Origin of the sequence: Peribacillus sp. NPDC096540, assembly GCF_050278525.1 — a bacterium.
GTDB lineage: Bacteria > Bacillota > Bacilli > Bacillales > DSM-1321 > Peribacillus.
In genome coordinates, this window is sequence record NZ_JBNNTG010000007.1 from 76,472 (window position 1) to 97,464 (window position 20,993).

Annotated in this window: 20 protein-coding genes; 11 read left to right on the forward strand and 9 right to left on the reverse strand. The window is 40.5% G+C overall.

What is annotated here, in order from left to right; genetic code table 11:
- The first annotated feature begins 181 nt into the window (after positions 1-181).
- The gene (locus ACQKMR_RS09070; protein WP_427697003.1) at positions 182-937 is read left to right on the forward strand and encodes a threonine/serine exporter family protein; all 756 of its coding nucleotides are present in this window, start codon (positions 182-184) and stop codon (positions 935-937) included.
- 16 nt (positions 938-953) lie between these two features.
- Entirely contained in the window at positions 954-1,403 is a 450-nt protein-coding gene (locus tag ACQKMR_RS09075) for a threonine/serine exporter family protein (RefSeq protein ID WP_427697004.1), read from the forward strand.
- 224 nt (positions 1,404-1,627) lie between these two features.
- Here ACQKMR_RS09075 and ACQKMR_RS09080 read toward each other — a convergent pair whose 3' ends face one another.
- Together ACQKMR_RS09080 and ACQKMR_RS09085 are read right to left on the reverse strand one after the other, a co-directional pair.
- The gene (locus ACQKMR_RS09080; protein ID WP_427697005.1) at positions 1,628-3,166 is read right to left on the reverse strand and encodes a solute symporter family protein; all 1,539 of its coding nucleotides are present in this window, start codon (positions 3,164-3,166) and stop codon (positions 1,628-1,630) included.
- A gap of 13 nt (positions 3,167-3,179) precedes the next feature.
- The gene (locus tag ACQKMR_RS09085) at positions 3,180-3,455 is read right to left on the reverse strand and encodes a DUF485 domain-containing protein (protein ID WP_427697075.1); all 276 of its coding nucleotides are present in this window, start codon (positions 3,453-3,455) and stop codon (positions 3,180-3,182) included.
- A gap of 332 nt (positions 3,456-3,787) precedes the next feature.
- Between ACQKMR_RS09085 and ACQKMR_RS09090 the strand changes: the two genes are divergently transcribed.
- From ACQKMR_RS09090 to msrB, 8 genes are all read left to right on the forward strand, one after another.
- Complete coding sequence (locus tag ACQKMR_RS09090; protein WP_427697006.1) at positions 3,788-4,759, forward strand: efflux RND transporter periplasmic adaptor subunit; 972 nt, start codon at positions 3,788-3,790, stop codon at positions 4,757-4,759.
- A 1-nt stretch (position 4,760) separates the two neighbouring features.
- On the forward strand, positions 4,761-5,501 hold the full coding sequence (locus tag ACQKMR_RS09095; RefSeq protein ID WP_427697007.1) for an ABC transporter ATP-binding protein: 741 nt from the start codon (positions 4,761-4,763) through the stop codon (positions 5,499-5,501).
- Positions 5,440-6,618: an ABC transporter permease gene (locus ACQKMR_RS09100; RefSeq protein WP_427697076.1), complete on the forward strand. Its 1,179-nt coding sequence runs from the start codon at positions 5,440-5,442 to the stop codon at positions 6,616-6,618. The genes ACQKMR_RS09095 and ACQKMR_RS09100 overlap by 62 nt, the downstream gene beginning before the upstream one ends.
- A gap of 111 nt (positions 6,619-6,729) precedes the next feature.
- Positions 6,730-7,401 carry a response regulator transcription factor gene (locus ACQKMR_RS09105; RefSeq protein ID WP_427697008.1) on the forward strand — a complete coding sequence of 224 codons (672 nt, stop codon included), beginning with the start codon at positions 6,730-6,732 and terminating at the stop codon, positions 7,399-7,401.
- 10 nt (positions 7,402-7,411) lie between these two features.
- Complete coding sequence (locus ACQKMR_RS09110; RefSeq protein ID WP_427697009.1) at positions 7,412-8,635, forward strand: sensor histidine kinase; 1,224 nt, start codon at positions 7,412-7,414, stop codon at positions 8,633-8,635.
- Positions 8,636-8,797: 162 nt separating this feature from the next.
- Positions 8,798-9,211, forward strand: a complete 414-nt coding sequence (locus ACQKMR_RS09115) for a hypothetical protein (protein WP_427697010.1) — start codon at positions 8,798-8,800, stop codon at positions 9,209-9,211.
- Positions 9,212-9,845: 634 nt separating this feature from the next.
- Positions 9,846-11,030, forward strand: coding sequence for a NupC/NupG family nucleoside CNT transporter (locus tag ACQKMR_RS09120; RefSeq protein WP_427697011.1), 1,185 nt, complete (start codon positions 9,846-9,848; stop codon positions 11,028-11,030).
- 192 nt (positions 11,031-11,222) lie between these two features.
- Positions 11,223-12,182, forward strand: coding sequence for a peptide-methionine (R)-S-oxide reductase MsrB (gene msrB, locus ACQKMR_RS09125; RefSeq protein ID WP_427697012.1), 960 nt, complete (start codon positions 11,223-11,225; stop codon positions 12,180-12,182).
- 457 nt (positions 12,183-12,639) lie between these two features.
- Here msrB and ACQKMR_RS09130 read toward each other — a convergent pair whose 3' ends face one another.
- The 4 genes from ACQKMR_RS09130 to ACQKMR_RS09145 all read right to left on the reverse strand — a co-directional run bounded on the left by ACQKMR_RS09130 (position 12,640) and on the right by ACQKMR_RS09145 (position 16,829).
- The gene (locus ACQKMR_RS09130; RefSeq protein ID WP_427697013.1) at positions 12,640-14,295 is read right to left on the reverse strand and encodes a glutamine--tRNA ligase/YqeY domain fusion protein; all 1,656 of its coding nucleotides are present in this window, start codon (positions 14,293-14,295) and stop codon (positions 12,640-12,642) included.
- Positions 14,296-14,605: 310 nt separating this feature from the next.
- Positions 14,606-15,346, reverse strand: a complete 741-nt coding sequence (locus ACQKMR_RS09135; RefSeq protein ID WP_427697014.1) for an amino acid ABC transporter ATP-binding protein — start codon at positions 15,344-15,346, stop codon at positions 14,606-14,608.
- An 11-nt stretch (positions 15,347-15,357) separates the two neighbouring features.
- Positions 15,358-16,023 (reverse strand): amino acid ABC transporter permease, encoded by a 666-nt coding sequence (locus ACQKMR_RS09140; RefSeq protein ID WP_427697015.1) that lies wholly within the window; start codon positions 16,021-16,023, stop codon positions 15,358-15,360.
- A gap of 26 nt (positions 16,024-16,049) precedes the next feature.
- A complete protein-coding gene (locus tag ACQKMR_RS09145) occupies positions 16,050-16,829 on the reverse strand; it encodes a transporter substrate-binding domain-containing protein (protein WP_427697016.1) in 780 nt (259 codons plus the stop codon).
- A 476-nt stretch (positions 16,830-17,305) separates the two neighbouring features.
- On the opposite strand from ACQKMR_RS09145, the gene purU reads away from it, so the two are divergent.
- Positions 17,306-18,205, forward strand: coding sequence for a formyltetrahydrofolate deformylase (purU, locus tag ACQKMR_RS09150; protein ID WP_427697017.1), 900 nt, complete (start codon positions 17,306-17,308; stop codon positions 18,203-18,205).
- Between the two features lie 65 nt (positions 18,206-18,270).
- Here purU and ACQKMR_RS09155 read toward each other — a convergent pair whose 3' ends face one another.
- The 3 genes from ACQKMR_RS09155 to ACQKMR_RS09165 form a co-directional block, all read right to left on the reverse strand.
- Entirely contained in the window at positions 18,271-18,930 is a 660-nt protein-coding gene (locus tag ACQKMR_RS09155; protein ID WP_427697018.1) for an SIMPL domain-containing protein, read from the reverse strand.
- A gap of 208 nt (positions 18,931-19,138) precedes the next feature.
- Positions 19,139-19,333: a YwbE family protein gene (locus tag ACQKMR_RS09160; RefSeq protein ID WP_053348380.1), complete on the reverse strand. Its 195-nt coding sequence runs from the start codon at positions 19,331-19,333 to the stop codon at positions 19,139-19,141.
- Between the two features lie 110 nt (positions 19,334-19,443).
- Positions 19,444-20,964, reverse strand: a complete 1,521-nt coding sequence (locus ACQKMR_RS09165) for an FAD-dependent oxidoreductase (RefSeq protein WP_427697077.1) — start codon at positions 20,962-20,964, stop codon at positions 19,444-19,446.
- Positions 20,965-20,993 lie beyond the last annotated feature (29 nt).

Here is a 20,993-nt window from a genome sequence, read left to right on the forward strand (position 1 = left end):
AATAAAGGGAATACTGGAACTATTAAAGTCAGAACTACATAAGTGGAAATAATTAATTAAATAAGGAAATATTTTTATATCCTTTTCATGAAAATTGGGCTATTATGAGGTGGATTTAAACTGGTAAGATCGTTATCTGTTAATGAGAGAAACTCACGCAGAAAGTGATGGAGAGGATAAAATGGATGATCAGTTACGATACAATGAAATTATAGATGTATGCTTACTTGCGGGAAAAATCATGCTACAGAACGGAGCCGAAACTTCGCGGGTTGAAGATACGATGGTTAGAATTGCTGCAGCGTTTGGATGCGGGGACTCACACAGCTTTTCAACGCCGACAGGGATTATTTTTTCTCTGGATGGTATGCACCCAGCCTCAAAATTAATTCGAGTCTCCCAACGATCTACTGATTTACACAAAGTAACGCTTGTTAACAGTATATCCCGAAGCATTTCCAGCAAGGAAATGACACTAGAGGAGGCTTTTTTACGGTTAAAACAAATCGAAAAGGCTGGGATGGGGTATCCCATGTGGGGTCAGGTCTTTGCTGCATTTATAGCGAGCGGCTGTTTTTTAATCATGTTTCAAGGACAGTGGAATGATTTCATCTGGTCCTGTATAGCTGGAGGAATGGGATTCTCTTGCCTGCTTTATTTGCACTGGTTACTGGAAGTTCGTTTTTTTGCTGAATTTATAGCTTCTTTAGTTGTAGGATTAGTGGCTATGTTCTTTGTCCATATTGGGGTTGGAAGTCATTTGGACACGATAATCATTGGAGCGGTGATGCCGCTTGTGCCAGGGCTGTTAATTACTAATGCAGCCAGGGATTTAATTGCAGGGCATTTAGTTTCGGGTCTATCCAAGGGTGCGGATGCAGGTTTGACTGCTTTAGCCATTGGGGCAGGAATATCGGCTGCGTTTGTTTTCTTATGATGTTAGAGGAGGAAGAATGATGTTTGCACAGCTTATTACAAGTTTCATTGCCTCAGCCGCCTTTGGAGTGATCTTCAATGTACCGAAAAAGTCATTGTTTCAATGTGGTTTAGTAGGGATGCTAGGGTGGGTCTTATACTTCTTTTTGGTTAAAAATGAGATAAACAGCATCATGGCAACATTAGCGGCTGCATTTATCGTTGCGGTTATCAGCCAATATTTTGCTAAAAGGTATAAAACGCCGATCACGATTTTCAATGTATCGGGAATCATCCCCCTCGTGCCAGGAGGTTTGTCATATGATGCGATGAAGCATTTTGTCGTAAATGATTTTAATGTCGCCGTTCAATTGGCCGCCAAGGCCTTCATGCTGGCTGGTGCGATAGCAATGGGGCTGATCTTTGCAGAAGTTATAAATCAGTTGATAACTAAATATAATAGAAGAAAATTGAGAATGAGAAACTAGAGGGAATGAAGAGATATATCTTTATTCCTCTTTTTTTGCTTTAAGAATTAAAACTGAAGGTTTTTCAATCTTCGAGAAACAGGTAAAGAACATATTTTTTTATTTGAGATGCAAAAAAAAGAGAGGCAGATAGGAATAGCTGCCTCTCCTTTTTAAATATTAGGAAGATAAAAGGATTATACTTCTTATAATTACACTATAAAATTTTAATAGGTCAGAATACTTTAAATAGGATCTTTCATTCCGGTGTTAGCTGTAACCACGATTTCGTCATATTTTTTGGCATCAGCTTTTTTGCTGGATAACAATGTACCGGCAATTGCTGCGATAAAACCAATTGGGATGGAGACAATGCCAGGGTTAGCAAGTGGGAATAGTGGTTCCCCAACAAATATTGCCACTCCCTCTACCGGAGACCAGACATTAGGGCTTAGAAACACAAGTACTAAAGAACTAATCAGCCCCACGAGCATACCTGTGACAGCTCCGGCTGTGTTAAAGCGCTTCCAAAATACCGTGAAGATAATAATTGGTAGATTGGCGCTGGCAGCGACGGCAAAGGCAAGTGACACAAGGAAGGCTACATTCATGTTTTGAGCAAATAAAGCAAGGATGATGGAGAGAATGGATACTCCAATCGATGCCCAACGAGCAGCAACCACTTGTTCTTTATCAGTGGCTTTACCTTTACGAATAATATGGCCATAAAAGTCATGGGCAAAAGCAGAGGCTGCAGATAGAACGAGACCTGCTACAACCGCTAAAATGGTAGCGAAAGCAACGGCTGACACAAAGGCGAATAAGAAGTCACCGCCTATAGCTTCGGCAAGCAGTGGAGCGGCCATATTTCCAGCAGCATTAGCAGCAATGATTTTGTCGTATCCAACGAAAGCTGCTGCTCCAAAGCCAAGGAAAATGGTCATGATATAAAAGATCCCAATGATCCAAGTTGCATATACAACAGACTTTCGAGCTGTGATAGCGTCTTTTACAGTAAAGAAACGAATGAGGATATGAGGTAATCCAGCTGTCCCGAGTACAAGTGCTAAATTGAGTGATAAGGTATCCAATGGATCCTTAAATTTGTTACCAGGGTTGAGGAAATCGCCGGCTAGAGGGGTTGCTGTTTTCATCTGCCTGAACATTTCCATCACGCTAAAGTCGAATTTCGCCAGTACAATAACCGAGATAATGAATGTCCCAGCCATCAATAAAACAGCTTTTACGATTTGTACCCAACTGGTAGCAGTCATACCTCCAAAGACGACGTAGACGGTCATTAAAATACCTACAATGATAACGGAGTATAAATAATCGATTCCAAGCAATAGCTTTATAAGGGCACCTGCACCGACAAGCTGTGCAATCATATAAAAGGTTGAAATGGAAATGGTATTCAGGGCAGCGACACCGCGCACCTTCTTTTCATTAAAACGTGCAGCAATCATGTCTGCTAGTGTGTACTTACCAAGGTTACGAAGCGGCTCAGCCACGATATAAAGAACGACCAGGTAAGCGACTAGGAAACCGATGCTGTAGAAAAAACCATCAAATCCAGCGAGTGCAACCATTCCAGCTATTCCTAAAAATGAAGCGGCGGACATATAATCACCGGCAATAGCCCAGCCATTTTGCCATCCAGTAAGGCTGCTGTCTGCCGTATAAAAGTCAGCCGTTGTTTTAGTGCGACGTGAAGCAAAGTAGGTAATGACTAATGTTAAACCAACAATGATTAAAAATAAAATAAAAGCAAGTGTATTCATTGTATATTCACCTTTACCCTTTCGCTTCTTTCACGATTTTTTCAACTAATTGGTCAAAAGTCGCAGCCTTCTTGGAGTAGAGAATGCATAGGGTCCATGTCATGATAAATTGCGCGAAGGCAAAAACCCAAGCCCAGCTGATTGCTCCAAAGGCATAAGAGTTAAGAACTTTAGAATAGGAAGTTAAGATAGGTAAGGTGAAATAAAAGACCATGAAAAAGATGGAAAGTGGGACGATGAAATTGCGTTTTTTTCTAAGGAGTTCTTGAAATGATGGTGATTGGACAATCTGGGTGTAATCCGTGGAGGCGCTTACTTGAGATTCCGTTGCTCCTGAATCGTTTAATGCCAATGTGGTTCCCCCTTTGAATATGAATGTGGTTTTCATTAACCGGTGTATCTGATAACAGTTTTAGTATATATTTTTTAGAATATATTGTAAATTTAAAATTTTCAAATAAATGTTTTTTCATTCGACGTAGTGTTAATTATTTAAGAGGTAATGAAAAGGGAAGCGATAGCTTAACACAATCTATCATGAAAATTAACAATCCTTAAGGGAAAATTAAGCTTCTTTCGCGATACTGATTTCAATGAAGGAAATCTGAAAGGAGCAAAATGATGAAAAAGTGGTTAACGATTGGGGCAATTTTAGTGCTAGCTATAGGGGGATGCATTTGGTTCTTTATGAAGGACAATGGTCAGCCCGTTATTGCTAAGGATATGACAACTACAGTTGAAAAAGGGGACCTTGAAGTTCAAATCAGTGGTTCCGGTTCGGTTGCTGCGATAAATAGCGAGGACATCACATCCTCCGTAACGGATGAAATCGACGAAGTCCTTGTAGAGAAAAATGAAATAGTTGAAAAAGGCGATGAACTTATTACCTTCACGAATGGAAGTGACCCAATAACTGCCCCATTTGATGGAACAGTAACTACATTGGATGTAGAAGAAGGAGATCGTGTTTCAAGCAGTGAAGTGGTTGCCCATGTAACGGATTATAAAAAATTAAAAACAACAATCAGTGTTGATGAATTAGATGTTTCAAGTGTTAAAAAAGGACAAACAGTTGAAATTACTGCTAGTGCTTTTGAAAATGAAACATTTACAGGGAAAGTAACGAGTGTAGCAAAGGAAGGTACATATGAGAACGGTGTTTCTTCTTTCGATGTAACGATAAAAATTGACAAACCAGGCGATATAAAAATTGGGATGTCGACAGAAGTGAGTATTTTGACGAATAGTGTAAAAGATGTTCTATATGTTCCTATTGAAGCAGTCCAAATCAACGGCGATGAGAAATATGTCAATATCCAACAATCTGCTTCAACAAAAGATGCAACAACTAATACTACAAAGACAGTGGTTGAGACGGGTATTAGTAATGATAAGTATATCGAAATAACATCTGGACTTGAAGAGGGCCAGTATGTTTCCTTACCTATTACCATTTCCAATGAAAGCACTACAGGCGGAGGTAGAATGGGAGGAGGCCAAGGCGGTGGAATGCCGAGCGATGGCGGAATGCCGGGTGGCTTTGAAATGCCAAGCGGTGGTGGAATGCCAAGTGGCGGCAGGGGAGGTCAGTAACATGACGACACCCATCATTGAAATTAAAAACATGTCCAAATCGTATGAATTGGGCGGTGAAACCGTCAAGGTGCTGCAGGAAATATGTCTAACAATCAATAAAGGGGATTTCGTTTCTATCATCGGACCCTCTGGCTCAGGAAAATCTACGTTTATGAATATGATTGGCTGTCTCGACAAGCCTGACACAGGCGAATATCTCTTGGATGGAAAAGAAGTAGAAAAGATGAAAGATAATGAGCTAGCCGCCATTCGTAACATAAAAATTGGCTTTATCTTTCAAAATTTTAACCTGCTAGCGAAATTGACTGCGCTGGAAAATGTTGAACTTCCCCTTGTTTACCGGGGGGTAAGTGTAAAGGAAAGAAAAGAAGTTGCCAACGCTTGTCTGGAAATGGTCGGCCTCAATGACCGGATGAAGCACTTACCAACCCAACTTTCAGGCGGACAGCAGCAAAGGGTTGCGATTGCCCGTGCCCTTGCAGGCAACCCTCCTGTTTTATTGGCAGATGAGCCTACAGGAGCTCTTGATAGTAAAACAAGTAAGGAAGTACTGCAAATGCTGAAAAATCTTAATCAAAAGGGACAAACAATCATTTTGATTACCCATGACTTGGAAGTTGCAAAAGAGGCAACACGAGTCGTTCGGATAAATGATGGTCAGTTGTTTGAAAACGGAGGTGATTGGATTGAATCTGAGCGAATCAATGAAGATGGCTATACGCAGTATCAAGACCAATAAAGTCCGTGCATTTTTAACCATGCTTGGGATTATTATTGGAGTGGCCTCCGTGATTGTGCTTGTTTCGATCGGACAGGGATCTTCACAGTCCGTTCAGGACGAGATCAATAGCTTAGGGACTAATCTGTTAACGGTCAGTGTCACAGATACAGATTCTGTAGAGCTGACGGATGACACAATTGAACAGTTTAAAGACCTGAGCGGAATATCAGAAGTTGCACCCGTGGTCACAGGTCGTGTTTATGCTAAAAACGGTGAAACTTCAACACAGGTTTCAATGACCGGTACGACTTCCTCCTATATATCAGTGAGGGATTTAGAGCTTAGCCAAGGACGTTTTTTAACGGATATGGAAACAGAGTTACGCTCTAAGGTGGTTGTCTTAGGATCAGATACAGCAAACACACTTTTTGAAAATCAAACAGCGGTGAATCAAAACGTTCTTATCGGAGGTGTTTCCTATCGAGTAATCGGCGTTTTGAAATCGGTAGGTACCTCTATGGGATCGAATGGTGATGATGTAATCATTGCACCGATCACAACTGCAAAGCGGGCTACGAGTAGTACGACCATTGGAACGGTGTATTTAAAAGCAGAGAATGAGAATATTATTGAGCGGGCGATGTATCAAGTACAAGGTACGATGACGACATTATTCCCGGGTCAAAGTGATAACTATTCCGTGACCAATCAAGAGGATTTAATGGATACAATGAGCTCGGTGTCGGATACGTTTACGCTCATGCTTGGTGGTATTGCAAGTATTTCCTTACTTGTAGGCGGAATTGGAATTATGAATATAATGCTGGTATCCGTTTCAGAGCGGACGAAAGAAATTGGAATCAGAAAGGCTATTGGGGCGAACCGGAAATCCATTCTACTTCAGTTTTTAATTGAAGCGGTTGTCTTGAGTTGTTTAGGTGGATTATTAGGAGTAGGAATTGGGCTTGGAATCGCTAAATTGGTTTCTGTTGTTTCAAGCTTAACAATCAGTTATTCCTGGTCGGTGACAATGATGGCCTTCCTATTCTCTATATTTATCGGTGTTGTCTTTGGTGTATTTCCTGCCAATAAGGCATCTAAATTAAACCCAATCCAGGCACTACGCCATGAATAAGAATAAACAGTTTGGAGAAAGCAGGCTATGGTTAGCTGCTTTCTTTTGTAAATAAAAAAAGATAAGATTAAAATATATCGCAATGGATGCGTGTTCAGGAGGGAACCTCGGATGAAGGTTTTAGTGGTAGAAGATAATGTTTCATTATTAGAATCGATTCGGCAGATCCTAACGGATGAATATGAAGTGGATACAGCTGATAATGGAGAAGATGGGCTATTTATGGCACTGCAAAGCATATACGATATTATCTTATTGGATGTTATGCTCCCGGGGATGGATGGATTTGAAATCGTTCGGAAAATCAGGGAAGCAAAAATAGATACAAGCGTATTATTTTTAACGGCAAAAGATGCTCTTGAGGATCGTGTTAAGGGCTTGGAAATGGGTGGCGACGATTATTTAGTCAAACCATTTCAAGCACCTGAACTAAAGGCAAGGATTCGCGCCCTTCTTCGCAGGAGCGGTATTTTGTCGCTGGAACACAATGCGAAATACCGTGGAATTGAATTATTGGAGAAAGAAAAAGATATATTGATTGGTGGAAAGGCCATTAAATTGACCTTGAAACAATATGAATTACTTGAATATTTAATCCAAAACACTGGGAAAATTTTAACTCGTGAACAGATTTTTGACCGTATTTGGGGATTTGATTCCGATACAACGATTGCTATAGTTGAAGTGTTTATTCATCATCTAAGGAAAAAGCTAGAACCCTTTCATTACCATAAGGATATTCAAACCGTTCGTGGTATTGGCTATATGCTAAAACAACCATAAGGGGATTATTATGTTTCAAAAAACGAGGCTTCAACTAACATTATTGAATTCTATCGTCTTTATTGTGTTAATAGCCATTTTAAGCAGAACAATTTATTTCTATACCGAAAATCAAATCTATAAGGAAGTTAATGAGTCTCTGGAGCAAAGGAATGTAGGCATGCCAGGCGGGCGCCCGCAAGGTGAATTTCTCTTAGGACCGGGACCGAGTGTTATCGTTTGGGGACCAGATGATACCATCATTGAACCAAGATTGAGAGAGGACAGTTTCTTTAAGGTCAACGAATCGAAATTTTTTCCAAAAACTTTTGATAAGATTGAAGAAATATCAGTAAATGGGGCGACGTATCGGGCTCTTTCCACCCAGGGCTATACGGATTATGGAGAGATGACCGTTCAATTCATTCGTAATGTAGATTCAGAAAAAGATATGCTCAATCGTTTGTTGCTCATATTAATTGTTGGTGGAGGAATTGGAAGTCTAGTGGCGGTAGGCGCAGGCTATCTTCTGGCAGGACGGGCCCTGATCCCGGTCAAGAAATCCTGGGATCAGCAGCAACAGTTTGTCTCGGATGCCTCACATGAAATTCGAACTCCGCTTGCAGTCATACAATCGAGAGCCGATTTGCTGTTTCAATCGCCATCTTCGACAATTGAGGAAAAAGCGGTTGATATATCGATTATTTCTAAAGAAGTCAGGAGGTTGAATAAGCTGGTAAATGGTCTTTTAACCTTGACTCGGACGGATTCGAATCAAATGGAGGTCAAAAAGGCAAATTTTTTCCTGGATGACTTACTTATGGATATAGTGGAACAGTATACTGATATAGCTTCTTTTCAAGAAAAATCAATCATTAGCCATGCTCCCGAACAGGTGGTGTTTCATGGGGATAAAGAGAGAATTCATCAGTTACTGGTGATATTAGTGGATAATGCCATGAAGTTCACGGAGGAAGGCGGGGAGATTTCCCTTTCCTGCATCAAGAATGCTTCATCCATCAATCTTTCTGTAGAGGATAATGGAAAAGGCATCCCACAGGAAGAACTTCCCTTGATTTTTAACCGTTTTTATCAAGTGGAGCAATCCCGTTCAGCAAATGAAGGCTCCGGTTTAGGTCTATCCATTGCCAAATGGATTGTCAACACTCACCAAGGGACCATCAAAGTGACTAGTGAACCGAATACTAGCACTCGTTTTGAAATAATTTTTCCGAGAAACCAAAGAAATAAATAATGGTCTTATAAGAATTTGTAACAGAAATTGATTTTAAATACTTTTAAATAAAGAAATAAAAAAGACTCTTATTTTTCCCAGTTAATTAAGGGAAAATTAAGGGTCTTTTTAGATAATCTCCTCATAAGAAATAATACATTTTGTTACGGAGGAGAATTGCATATGGTGAAATTCGGTAAGTTACACTTTTTGATTGGGATAGCAGCTTCAGTCCTTTTAGTTGTTCAAGCAGTTGTCGGCATAATGATGTATGTGAATGGCGGTGACACACAGGAGGAGATGGCCGGACAAAGGATGATGGGCCAGCCTACTAACTCGACAACAGAAGATTCAACTACCTCTACAACACCTAATGGAGGACAGGGTAGTATGGGGACACCTCCTCAGGGGGGGCCTAACGGATCTGGCACAGGTGAGATGTCGAGCGGTGGAGGCTTCCAAGGCGGAGACTCTTTAGCGGGTAAGGTGATCAACTTTTATCAAGGGGTGGGAGGCTTGGCCACTTCTATTATCGTCCTTGTCATAGGAGGAGCTGGATTAGTCACGTCAGTGATGTCCAGAAAATTTGCAGCTTAAAAGAATTTTATTATATTTACATATAGATTAGAGTAAAATGCATGTTTTATGAATAGATGATGGGTGATCGCTGTTGCCTGATTGTTTGCAGCAAGTAGAAGTTTTTATAAGAATATTTCTGCAAAAACTATATGCTTTAGTTTTTGATTGATAGGATTCAAAGCATGTGAAGAGAGGGTTCCTTTTATAAGGAGTCTACAGTTTTTTTATGGCTTGTACAATTTGAACGTTGATTGGAACGTAGGGCACTCGCTTTCCGCGGGCGGTCCGGGAGCCTCCTCGGCTTTCGCCTGCGGAGTCTCCTCTAGACGCGCTTTTCCCGCAGGAGTCTCGCACCTTCCGCTCCAATCATCTTTGTTATAAAATTTAGATAGAACCTCTTTTGTCTACAAACTGAGGGTTTCTTTTATAAAGGAGTCTTTTCTTTATGTTTGGAGAGTTAACATCCCCTTAAATTTCCATTTCAAAAAGAGAGAAAATAATTGCACTTGAAATAATATTAGTATAATATATAAAATTGGAGATGTCCGTACAAGTAATATGGATTAAATAGAAAACGTTTGCATAAAATTTTTGAGGGTATCCTACTATTAATGCATAATCATTAAAATTCACCTTAGTGGAGGCAGAATACATGAAATTTCTGATAGCAATTTTAGGGTTGCTTGTTGTTTTTGGACTAGCTATTTTAGTGAGTAGTGACCGGAAGAAAGTTAAGATTAAACCGATCATACTGATGGTGATCATTCAGCTTATTTTAACTTATTTATTATTAAATACGAAGTTCGGTTTAGTGATCATCAATTCGATTGCCGATGGTTTCGGAAAACTTTTGGAATGGGCAAATGAAGGGATCACCTTTGTATTTGGCGGGATTGTAAACGAAGGAGCATCGCCCTTCTTTTTAAATGTCCTTCTACCTATCGTATTCATCTCAGCATTAATCGGGATTTTACAGCACTTCAAGATCCTTCCCTTCATCATGAAGTGGATTGGATTCCTGCTGAGTAAGGTGAATGGAATGGGTAAATTGGAATCTTATAATGCCGTTGCTTCAGCAATAGTCGGCCAATCCGAGGTTTTCATCACCTTGAAAAAACAACTCGGTGCCATTCCTCCATCACGCATGTATACGCTTTGTGCGTCAGCCATGTCAACCGTATCGATGTCGATAGTCGGTGCTTATATGACCATGATTGAACCAAAGTATGTTGTGACGGCTATTGTTATTAACATGTTTGGTGGATTTATCATTGCATCCATTATTAACCCTTATACGGTAACGGATGAAGATGATATTCTCCCAGTTGAAGAAGGCGCAGAGAAGCAGTCTTTCTTCGAAATGCTTGGGGAATATATCATGGATGGATTTAAGGTTGCTATCACTGTTGCAGCGATGTTAATTGGTTTCGTTGCATTAATTGCAGGAATCAACAGCTTATTCGATATGATCCTCGGCATCAGTTTCCAAGGCATCCTGGGCTATATCTTTGCACCATTTGCCTTTATCATGGGTGTACCGCTTTCAGAAACCGTGACTGCAGGCGGAATCATGGCGACGAAGCTAGTGACGAATGAATTCGTTGCCATGCTGAGCTTAGGGGAAGCATCATCGGCATTGAGCGATAGGACGATAGGGATCGTTTCGGTTTTCTTGGTTTCATTCGCTAATTTTTCATCTATTGGAATCATTGCTGGTGCGGTCAAAGGCCTGCATGAAAAACAAGGGAATGTTGTGGCGCGTTTTGGGTTGAAGTTGCTATATGGTGCGACTCTTGTCAGCATTCTATCAGCAATCATCGTCAGCGTGATTCTTTAAATCACAGGATTAGACAGCTCATCAATTTACTGACTAACATAAAAGGCACTTGGATATATCCTTATATCCCAAGTGCCTTTTACTATTCGGCGTATGGGGAAGCTCCTATTTCTTGATGGGAATTGAAGGGGATTATCGTGCTGGTATATAATACATAAACAGCATAGCTAACCATAAAAAAGGGAGTGGAGGATGACAATGAATAAGAGTGAAACGGCTATCTTTGCAGGAGGTTGTTTTTGGTGCATGGTTGCTCCCTTTGATAATATGGATGGGGTTATTAAAGTAACATCGGGTTATACAGGTGGTAAGATAGTCAAACCTAGTTACAAACAAGTGATTTCAGGTACGACTGATCATGTAGAAGCGGTTCAAGTGGTATTTGATCCATCAATCATTTCCTATAAAGAACTATTAGAGATATTTTGGCAGCAAATTGATCCGACAGATGATGGTGGACAGTTCTCGGATAGAGGTAAGCAATACAAGGCAATAATTTACTATCTAAATGATCAGCAAAAAATGGAGGCGGAGCAATCAAAGGAAAATTTAGTGGTGAGCGAGCGGTTTAAAAAGCCCATTATTACGGGTATTTTACCCTCAGGGGAATTTTATGAGGCCGAGGAATACCATCAGGAATTCTATCGAAAAAATCAATTTCGTTATGCATTGTATCGTAAAAGTTCAGGACGCCAAGCTTTCATAAAAGAAAATTGGCCTAAGGATAATGCTCATCTCAGAAAAACTTTAACCGAGAGTCAGTTTCATGTCACCCAAGAAAATGGGACAGAGCCACCTTTCGATAATGTATATTGGAATCACTTTGAAGAAGGCATTTATGTGGATGTCGTTTCAGGGGAGCCCCTTTTCAGTTCACGGAATAAGTATGATAGCGGATGTGGGTGGCCAAGCTTTACGAAGCCAATTATGTCGGCAAGCGTCAATGAAAAAATGGATCTCAGCCATCGGATGACCCGGACGGAGGTACGCAGCAGGGAAGCTGACTCACATCTTGGTCACGTTTTTCCGGATGGTCCTGGTCCTAAGGGCACGCGCTATTGCATCAATTCTTCCGCCCTTCGATTCATTCCTAGAAATGAAATGGAGCGGGAAGGTTATGGAGATTTATTGTTGCTTTTTCGAATGAAATAATTAGTTGAGATAGGGGAACACAAATGGATATAAAAGATGAATTGTTATATTGATACATCCTTGATCACTCTTCATAATTACGGAAAACTGGCTGGCCTGACGAGAAAAACAGGATGGATCCATTTATTCAGTTGATACCCATGAAGTAGTTGAGGAGCTTATTAGGAAACAGAATACGTTGACCATCAGGAAAGTGACAAGTATCTTACTTGAGGATCTACCAATTGATAAGCACCCTAAATTTATTAGGCATTCAATCTACAATTTCCGGAATTCGTCCTGAAGTAGCGCAGACGTCCATTTTGCTAGGACTGGATTTTAGTCACGTTTCGACTCATAGTACTCTTAAGCAGGCACTTTCCAAGCAAGGGATCAAACTAGAGAGAAAATGACACAAAGGTGTATAGAGTGAAAAAGAACCAGATCCCAATAAGGGATTTGGTTCTTTTTAGTGATTTTATAACTTGAATGAACTTTTCAATCCAACAATTTGGTTGAAGACCAAGTGATCTACTGCAGTGAGTTTTGAATCAACATTGTAATAGCCATGTCTGAAGAATTGGAATTTATCCTGAGGCTTAACATCTTTCATGTTGGGCTCAACAAACCCTTGTAAAATTTCTATTGATTCAGGGTTTACCCGCTCCAAGAATGATTTTTCTTCTTCTTCTTCTTCACTTTCCTTATCCAAAATTAAAGGCTGGTAGTTACGGAATTCTGCCGAAACAGCTTGTGTAGCCTCAACCCAGTGCAGTGTGCCTTTCACTTTACGACCAGTGAAACCAGATCCGCTTTTTGTTTCAATATCGTAAGTGCAGCGAAGTTCAATGACGTTTCCGGCTTCGTCTTTTATCACTTCTTCACATTTAATGAAATAAGCGTGTTTTAAACGGACTTCATTGCCCGGGAAAAGACGGAAATACTTTTTCGGGGGATTTTCCATGAAATCGTCTTGCTCAATATATATTTCACGTGAGAATGGAATTTGTCGCGTACCCATCTCAGGAACTTCTGGATTGACCTCAGCATCCAGCCATTCAACTTCATCTTCTGGATAGTTAGTGATGACGACTTTAAGAGGCTTTAGAATAGCCATGGTCCGTGGTGCCTTCAGTTTTAGATCTTCTCTAACGAAATGATCGAGCATTTGAGAGTCTACGACACCGCTAGTTTTCGCAACCCCTATTTCAAGGCAGAATGCACGAATAGCTTCGGGTGTATAACCGCGTCTTCGTAATCCGGATACCGTAGGCATACGTGGGTCGTCCCAGCCGTCCACAAAGGCTTCATCGACAAGTTGCTTCAGTTTCCGCTTACTCATTACGGTATTTGTCAGGTTAAGACGGCCAAATTCATATTGCTGCGGCTTACTTTCCATTTCGCAGTTTTCAACAATCCAGTCATAAAGCGGGCGTTGATCTTCAAACTCTAGCGTACAAATGGAGTGTGTGACTCCTTCAATTGCATCTTCAATAGGGTGGGCAAAGGCGTACATTGGGTAGATGCACCATTTGTCGCCGGTATTATGGTGTTCTGTATGGGAGATTCGGTAAATAACGGGATCGCGCAGATTAATGTTAGGTGAGCTCATATCGATTTTTGCTCGCAGTACTTTTGTACCGTTCTCGAATTCCCCGCTACGCATCTTTTCAAATAACTCAAGGTTTTCCTCGACTGTTCTATTGCGGTAGGGGCTATCTTTTCCCGGCTCTGTTAACGTTCCACGATATTCGCGGATTTGGTCGGCATTCAGGTCATCGACGTATGCCATCCCTTTATTAATGAGCAGTACAGCTCTTTTGTACATTTCATCAAAATAATCAGACGCGAAGAAAAGGTTATCCCAATCGTAACCGAGCCATTTCACATCTTCCTTGATAGAATTGACATACTCAATATCTTCTTTCAAAGGATTGGTATCATCAAATCGAAGGTTGGTTTTACCATTAAATTCATCAGCCACTCCAAAATTCAATATAATTGATTTGGCGTGCCCAATATGTAAATATCCGTTTGGCTCAGGAGGGAAGCGGGTGATAATATGATCATGTTTTCCGGACTCTAGATCATCTTTTATAATATTTTTAATAAAATTCGAAGAGTTATTTTCCAACTGAATTCGACCTCTTTCATTTATATACTTCTTTTAATTTTACCTGTATATATACCATAAATACAGATATTTTTCCATGTTCGAGCCGGAATCAGGGTTTTAGAATACGTTCTTAAACAATTCATCTATTATTTAGTTTGCACAATTAGATCGGAAATATCCCTAAACTTTAATCATTTAAGTGAGGAAACTATCTAACTAGTATTTAATAAACGAAAAACAAAACCTATTGTCGGGTTTTATCAAATCACTTTTATAAAAAATAAGCAATACAGGAATCAAGCCTGCATTGCTTATTAATGGATTATAGTTAAAACACCGTTGTTTGTAAAAATTCCTTCGTCCGCTCTTCTTTTGGATTGGAGAAAAATTCTTTTGGTGGGCCACTTTCTACAACCCGTCCATTATGCATGAAGACAATCCAATCCCCAACTTCACGGGCAAAGCTCATTTCATGTGTAACGACTACCATTGTCATCCCCTCTAAGGCAAGTTCCTTCATCGTAGCTAGTACCTCACCGACAAGTTCAGGGTCGAGAGCAGATGTAGGCTCATCAAAGAGTAGGATATCGGGCTTCATGGCGAGAGCCCGAGCGATCGCAACTCGTTGTTTTTGGCCACCGGAGAGCTTGCTTGGATAGACATCTGCTTTATCTGATAACCCAACTTTAGCAAGTAGCGCTTTTGCTTCTTTGATGGCTTGGGCTTTAGGAATTTTTTTGACGTGAGTAGGTGCTTCAATAACATTTTCGAGTACGGTCATGTGCGGGAAGAGATAGAAATGCTGAAAAACCATTCCAACTTTCTCACGAATTTTATTAATATCATGGGTACCCGGCTTGACTTCTGTTCCTTCGATAAGGATTTGTCCGCTGTCTTTCTTCTCCAAGTAATTCAAGCAACGGAGCAGGGTACTTTTTCCGGAACCGCTTGGCCCAATCAGACAGACAACGTCGCTATCTAATACCTTCATATCAATATCTTTAAGCACGTGAAGGTCCCCATAAGATTTATTTAAATTTCTAATGCGAATCATTTCCTTTTGTTCCATTTCAATTCCCCCTATCGATCACTAATGGACAGTTTCTTTTCAAATGTATTGACGATAATGGTCAGGAATGCCACAAGAATTAAATAGTAGACCGCTACAATCAATAAATATGTCATTTCATCAAAATTATTTGAACCTAACGTAGTGGCTACGTTAAACAACTCATTCATGGATATGAAGGCGGCTAGTGATGAATCCTTCAGTCCAATGATGAATTGGTTGCCTAGTGGCGGCAATGCGCGTCGGAAGGCTTGTGGTAGGATGATTCTTCTTAATGCGAGTGAATTGCTCATACCAAGGGAACGTCCAGCTTCCATTTGGCCTTTGTCAATAGATTGAATTGTACCGCGTAATATTTCAGAGATATAAGCCCCGTTATGGAAGGCTAGGGCAAGTGACGCTGCCCAGAAGTCTGGTAGTAGAAAGAGATTGCTGATTCCAAAATAGAGAATGAATATCTGTACGATAAGCGGCGTTCCTCGTACCAGGAATACGTATGTATCTGAAATCCATGTAAGAATTTTAATATTAGAAATTTTTAAAAGTGCGAAAAGCAACCCGATGATAATCCCTACTAATATGGAAACCACCGTAAGCTCCAATGTGAGGAGCATGGCACGGATAAACACATCCGATGAGCTAAATAATGTATCAAAAAAATGAGAAAAGCTTGGCAATGTAATAACTCCCTTTCTATCAATCTTTATTCAGGTTGAGTAGTGATATCTTCCCCAAAGTACTTTTTGCTGATTTCTGCAAGTGTTCCATCTTCTCGGAGGTTTTCAAGTGCTTCATTGATGCGTACCAGCAGCTGGGGGTTATCGTTCGGCAGAACTATGGCCTGCTCACTGCGTTCTATCAATTGACGACCTATGATGTCGAATCCTTCTTTGGCCGCTTCTTTACCAGTAACAAAGTCGGTAATAACGGCATCATGACGACCTCCGCTCAATGCTTTAAGGGCGGTGATATCACTGTCATAGGTTTTTACATTGGTTGTATACTTTTCTGCTGTGGTTGCGTAAGTGGAGCCTTTAGAAGCGGCAACTTCTTTTCCCTTTAAATCTTCGGCCGTTTTGATATCACTATCAGATCGGACGAAAATTTGTGGACCTGAGTAGTAATAAGGGGTGGAAAAAGCAACATGTTTACTTCGTTGTTCATTAATTGTATGGCTGGCAACCGCGGCATCTGCCCGACCGGTTTTGACACCCTCAACGATACCCTTAAATTTAATCCGCTTAGGGACCGGTTCTAGACCAAGTTCCTTGGCGATTGCTTCCCCGACTTCAATATCAAAGCCTGTTACGGTCATGTCATCATTGACGTAACTGAATGGCTTGAATTCACCCGAGGCAGCGAATACAAACTGGTCCTTATTGATTAGCTTACTACCATCCTCTAGCTGGTCTTTTTCAGCACAGCCGGACAGAAGACCAAGAATAATCAGTAAAGATAGAATGAATGTAACTGATGATTTCATGATAATTTCATTTCCCCCTTTGAAAAAAACTAATAGAATGGTCTATACCCTAATGAGTTCGTGAATAACCTCATTCACTAGGGAAAATAACCTGAAATAAAAAGATGTGGCCATGAACAGGCAGACTTTTCCTTCATGAGTCCCCTTTACTGTGCACTCCATAAAGGTTCTCGTCCTTTGTATTCATTTCCTTCAAATTTCTAGTAATTTCTTGAAAGGTGATATTTAAATAGAGGGAGAAATTTAAGGATATATTTTCATACCTAGGTCACTTTATTTGGAAAATTTGGGGATGCTTTAGCTTGGAAAAGATATATGGGAATAGTATCTAGTAAAATAGAAGATAAAACTGTGAGGGATTTCATTCATGGTTCATTTTGACTGTCAGCAAATCCATAATTAATTGACTGACTTTAACTTTGCCTATGTATTGAAGTATAATATAGCAAAATAGAAGAAGGGCAGTTGGAAAAATAGTGAGCAATTTTGTGCAGGAACAGTTACAGGAATTTCGTGAAAAAAATGAAGATAGAGGCCGTTTAATTATTAAATGTCCGGACCAACCAGGAATTGTTGCGACGGTTACGGCATTCCTTAAAGAACATGGAGCTAATATTGTTGAATTGAGCCAGTATTCCATGAACCCAGAGGGCGGCACCTTTTTTACCAGGATTGAATTCGATTGCCCTGGCTTAAAGGAAAAGGCATTGGATATGGAAGTAGCCTTTCAAGAAATTTCAACAAAATTTTCGATGCAATGGACATTTAACTATGTGAGTGATTTAAAGAGAACGGCAATCTTCGTTTCTAAGGAGCCACATTGCCTTCTGGAATTGCTATGGGAGTGGCAAAGCGGGGATTTATTGGCTGATATTGCGCTTGTCATCAGTAATCATGAAGATACGAGGCAAATCGTCGAATCCATGAATATTCCTTTTTATTATATTCCTGCAAATAGGGATATACGTAGGGAAGTGGAAGCACAACAGCTTAAACTTCTGGAAGAATTCAATGTCGACCTAATTGTACTAGCTAGATATATGCAGATATTGACGCCTGATTTTGTGGCTGCACATCCGAATAGAATCATCAATATCCACCATTCATTTTTACCTGCATTCATCGGGGCCCGGCCTTATGAAAGAGCTTATAATCGAGGTGTTAAGCTGATTGGGGCGACTTCCCATTATGTAACAAACGATTTGGATGAGGGTCCAATAATCGAGCAAGATATTGAACGTGTCGATCACCGTGATTCTGCAGAAGATATGAAGAAAGTCGGTCGTTCAGCTGAACGCAGAGTGCTTGCCCGTGCTGTTAAATGGCATTTGGAAGACCGTGTACTTGTTCATGAAAATAAAACAGTAGTCTTTTAAAAAGGAATCCCCCATTTGGCATTGAAATTTGCCAAATGGGGGATTTTGTTTGGAATAAGTAATGATTAATACGTATATTCTACCCTTACTGAGGCCGTGATGTTTAGTTCTCCAGGCTGAATAGGGGTTGAGGCCATTTTTGTATAGGAACTCGTTTGGAAAAGGATAGGTGGTGAAGTTTCTGAGAGTTCCTCAACCTGATTAGGAACTGGGTTCAATGAGATTCCTAACGTTCGAGCCATGGATAGGGCCTTTTCATATGCATTTTTTAAAGCGAGCGAAAGTGCCTGGTTATAGTAAGCTTCTGGATTGGATAAGGAAAAGCGAATGCTTGTAATTGAATTGGCACCATTTCTGACTGCTGTGTCGATTATGCTGCCTATTTTTTCAATGTCAGTCGTTTTGGCTTGGATAATGTGCTGGACCTTATAGTTTTTAAATAATTCTTTTCCTTCAATATAATCATATTGTGGATCAATTCTGTAATCACTCGTTTTTAATTGCTCTTCTGGAATGCCAATGGATCTAAGAGATGCAATGACTTTCGCTATGGCTTGGGAATTGGCCTGCTGAGCTACCTGTGGGTCCACATCCTCGGATATAACTCCAAGGGTGATTACGGCTTGGTCAGGAGCAGCCTGAAGCGTTCCTGAGCCGGAAACTTTCAAAGTATGATTCCTACTATGTTGATAATCCCGGTCGGGAACAATTAATTCTTGATTCATTTTGACACCAACCTTTTTAAAGAGATAATCTCAACCCTATTGTACGAAGTATGAAAGGGAAAAATGATTGAAATATGAAATATCCCGGTTGTTATTAATCCCTTCGGCCAGATTTATAGAAAAAAGGAATGTCTAACAGAGTCTCTTTTAACCTGTTTTAGCTTAAAAAAAGATACAAAAAAACACTCGGCCTAGAACCGAGTGCGTATTATTTGTGAATGACTTGAACCCTTCCAACCTGGCCATCTGTCAATCTTACTTTAATTCCATGCGGGTGGCTACTGGAGTTGGTTAAAATATCTTTTACAGTTCCACGTGTTAGTTTTCCGCTGCGTTGATCTGCTTTAAGCACGATGTCCACGGAGGTACCTGGAGTAATATCTTTTCGATTTTGCCCGTTCATGTTTAATTCAATCCTTTTTAGAGTTATTTGCAACCATTGATAGTGCAGTAACTTCAGTATAAGGAAAACAGCAGTCCTAGTCGACTTTTAGATAACAATCACGCAAGACTCTATTGAATCTTTTTAAGTGGCTCGACAGCAGGGCCATTTAATACCTCACCAGTGATAGAGTAACGTGAAGCATGACATGGACAGTCCCAGGTACGATCGCCGCTGTTCCACGCCACCTCACAACCCATATGAGTGCATGTAGAATCTACAATATGAAGCTGGCCATCATGATCACGGTAACACCCAGCCTTGTCGCCATTAACCTTCACGATTGCTCCTTCATCAATGCCTAAGTCTTCTGGCGTTTTATAAATGGTGGCTAATTTGCCTTTTATCAAATGTTTCGCTACATCAGCATTAACTTGGACCATATTCTTCAAGCCCTTTAAACGGGAAGGGTCATACAATTCCGCATACCGGTTATCCCTTTGCAAAATATGGTCAGTCAAGATTTTAGCGGCAATCGATCCGTTCGTCATACCCCATTTTGCATAACCGGTTGCAATTAGAACGTTTTGATGATTGGATGTCACTGGACCGACGAAGGGGATATTATCCGGTGACATAATATCTTGTGCCGACCAGCGATACGGAATATCCTTCACATCGAAGTATTGGGAACTGAAGTCCTGTAAGGCTTCATAATGTTCGATAGTTGAGATTCCCTGGCCAGTTTTATGGCCTTCCCCGCCGACAAGTATAAGCTTTTCCCCATTGTCCAATTCCGTATAGCGAAGGGAACGGGTAGGGGTGTCTGCACTGTAATACATCCCACCTGGATATTCCTGTTCAGTCTTAATTCCAAGTACATAGGACCTTTTTACATGAACACGGGCAAAGTATACGCCCGTTTCATCATTGAAAGGGAAGTGGGAGGCAACAATTACCTGATTGCTTTTGATTGTATGTCCAGTATCGGTTAGAACAGTCGGTGGGTCGCCGTCTTCAATCTTCATGGCCGTTGTCCGTTCATATATTGTGCCTCCAGCTTCAAGAATCGTGGAGATGAGGGCAGTTAAATATTTTAACGGATGAAACTGAGCTTGATCTTTCATTATCACAGTAGCTTTACATGGAATAGAGAAAGGAATTTTTTCTGCATAATCCCCCCGAATGCCAAGTTTTTGATAGGCCTTTAGTTCATTTTGGATTTTACTTTTATATTCATCGGTATTTGCGTATACATAAGCATCTTGTACATTCAAATTACATTCAATAGAATGTTCTTCTATCAATCCTTTGATAAGCTCCATTCCTTCAGTATTGGCTTCATAGTATAGTCTGGCCTTTTCCTCACCGTGATCAGTAATCAACTGGTCGTAAATCAAGCCGTGCTGGGCCGTGATTTTTGCGGTTGTATGTCCAGTTGTTCCATTAAGTATCTCGCCTGCATCAATGAGTGTGACTTTCACACCTTGCTTTGCTAATAGATAAGCTGAAGTGATGCCCGTAATTCCGCCACCAACAATTAAGACATCAGTTGTTATATCTGTTTCTAGCTTAGAAAACGAAGGAAAGGATAAAGTACTGCGCCAATATGGCTCCGGATATTGAGGGAGTTCTGTATTTTTTTCGGTCATTCGAATACCTCCATACGTTTCATTAGTGG

What these genes read in the sequence shown, in the direction of transcription:
- ACQKMR_RS09070 (WP_427697003.1), top strand. Translation starts at nt 182, where the DNA reads ATGGATGATCAGTTACGATACAATGAAATTATAGATGTATGCTTACTT.
- ACQKMR_RS09075 (WP_427697004.1), top strand. Translation starts at nt 954, where the DNA reads ATGATGTTTGCACAGCTTATTACAAGTTTCATTGCCTCAGCCGCCTTT.
- ACQKMR_RS09080 (WP_427697005.1), bottom strand. Translation starts at nt 3,166, where the DNA reads ATGAATACACTTGCTTTTATTTTATTTTTAATCATTGTTGGTTTAACA.
- ACQKMR_RS09090 (WP_427697006.1), top strand. Translation starts at nt 3,788, where the DNA reads ATGAAAAAGTGGTTAACGATTGGGGCAATTTTAGTGCTAGCTATAGGG.
- ACQKMR_RS09095 (WP_427697007.1), top strand. Translation starts at nt 4,761, where the DNA reads ATGACGACACCCATCATTGAAATTAAAAACATGTCCAAATCGTATGAA.
- ACQKMR_RS09105 (WP_427697008.1), top strand. Translation starts at nt 6,730, where the DNA reads ATGAAGGTTTTAGTGGTAGAAGATAATGTTTCATTATTAGAATCGATT.
- ACQKMR_RS09110 (WP_427697009.1), top strand. Translation starts at nt 7,412, where the DNA reads ATGTTTCAAAAAACGAGGCTTCAACTAACATTATTGAATTCTATCGTC.
- ACQKMR_RS09115 (WP_427697010.1), top strand. Translation starts at nt 8,798, where the DNA reads ATGGTGAAATTCGGTAAGTTACACTTTTTGATTGGGATAGCAGCTTCA.
- ACQKMR_RS09120 (WP_427697011.1), top strand. Translation starts at nt 9,846, where the DNA reads ATGAAATTTCTGATAGCAATTTTAGGGTTGCTTGTTGTTTTTGGACTA.
- msrB (WP_427697012.1), top strand. Translation starts at nt 11,223, where the DNA reads ATGACAATGAATAAGAGTGAAACGGCTATCTTTGCAGGAGGTTGTTTT.
- ACQKMR_RS09135 (WP_427697014.1), bottom strand. Translation starts at nt 15,346, where the DNA reads ATGGAACAAAAGGAAATGATTCGCATTAGAAATTTAAATAAATCTTAT.
- ACQKMR_RS09145 (WP_427697016.1), bottom strand. Translation starts at nt 16,829, where the DNA reads ATGAAATCATCAGTTACATTCATTCTATCTTTACTGATTATTCTTGGT.
- ACQKMR_RS09155 (WP_427697018.1), bottom strand. Translation starts at nt 18,930, where the DNA reads ATGAATCAAGAATTAATTGTTCCCGACCGGGATTATCAACATAGTAGG.
- ACQKMR_RS09160 (WP_053348380.1), bottom strand. Translation starts at nt 19,333, where the DNA reads ATGAACGGGCAAAATCGAAAAGATATTACTCCAGGTACCTCCGTGGAC.
- ACQKMR_RS09165 (WP_427697077.1), bottom strand. Translation starts at nt 20,964, where the DNA reads ATGACCGAAAAAAATACAGAACTCCCTCAATATCCGGAGCCATATTGG.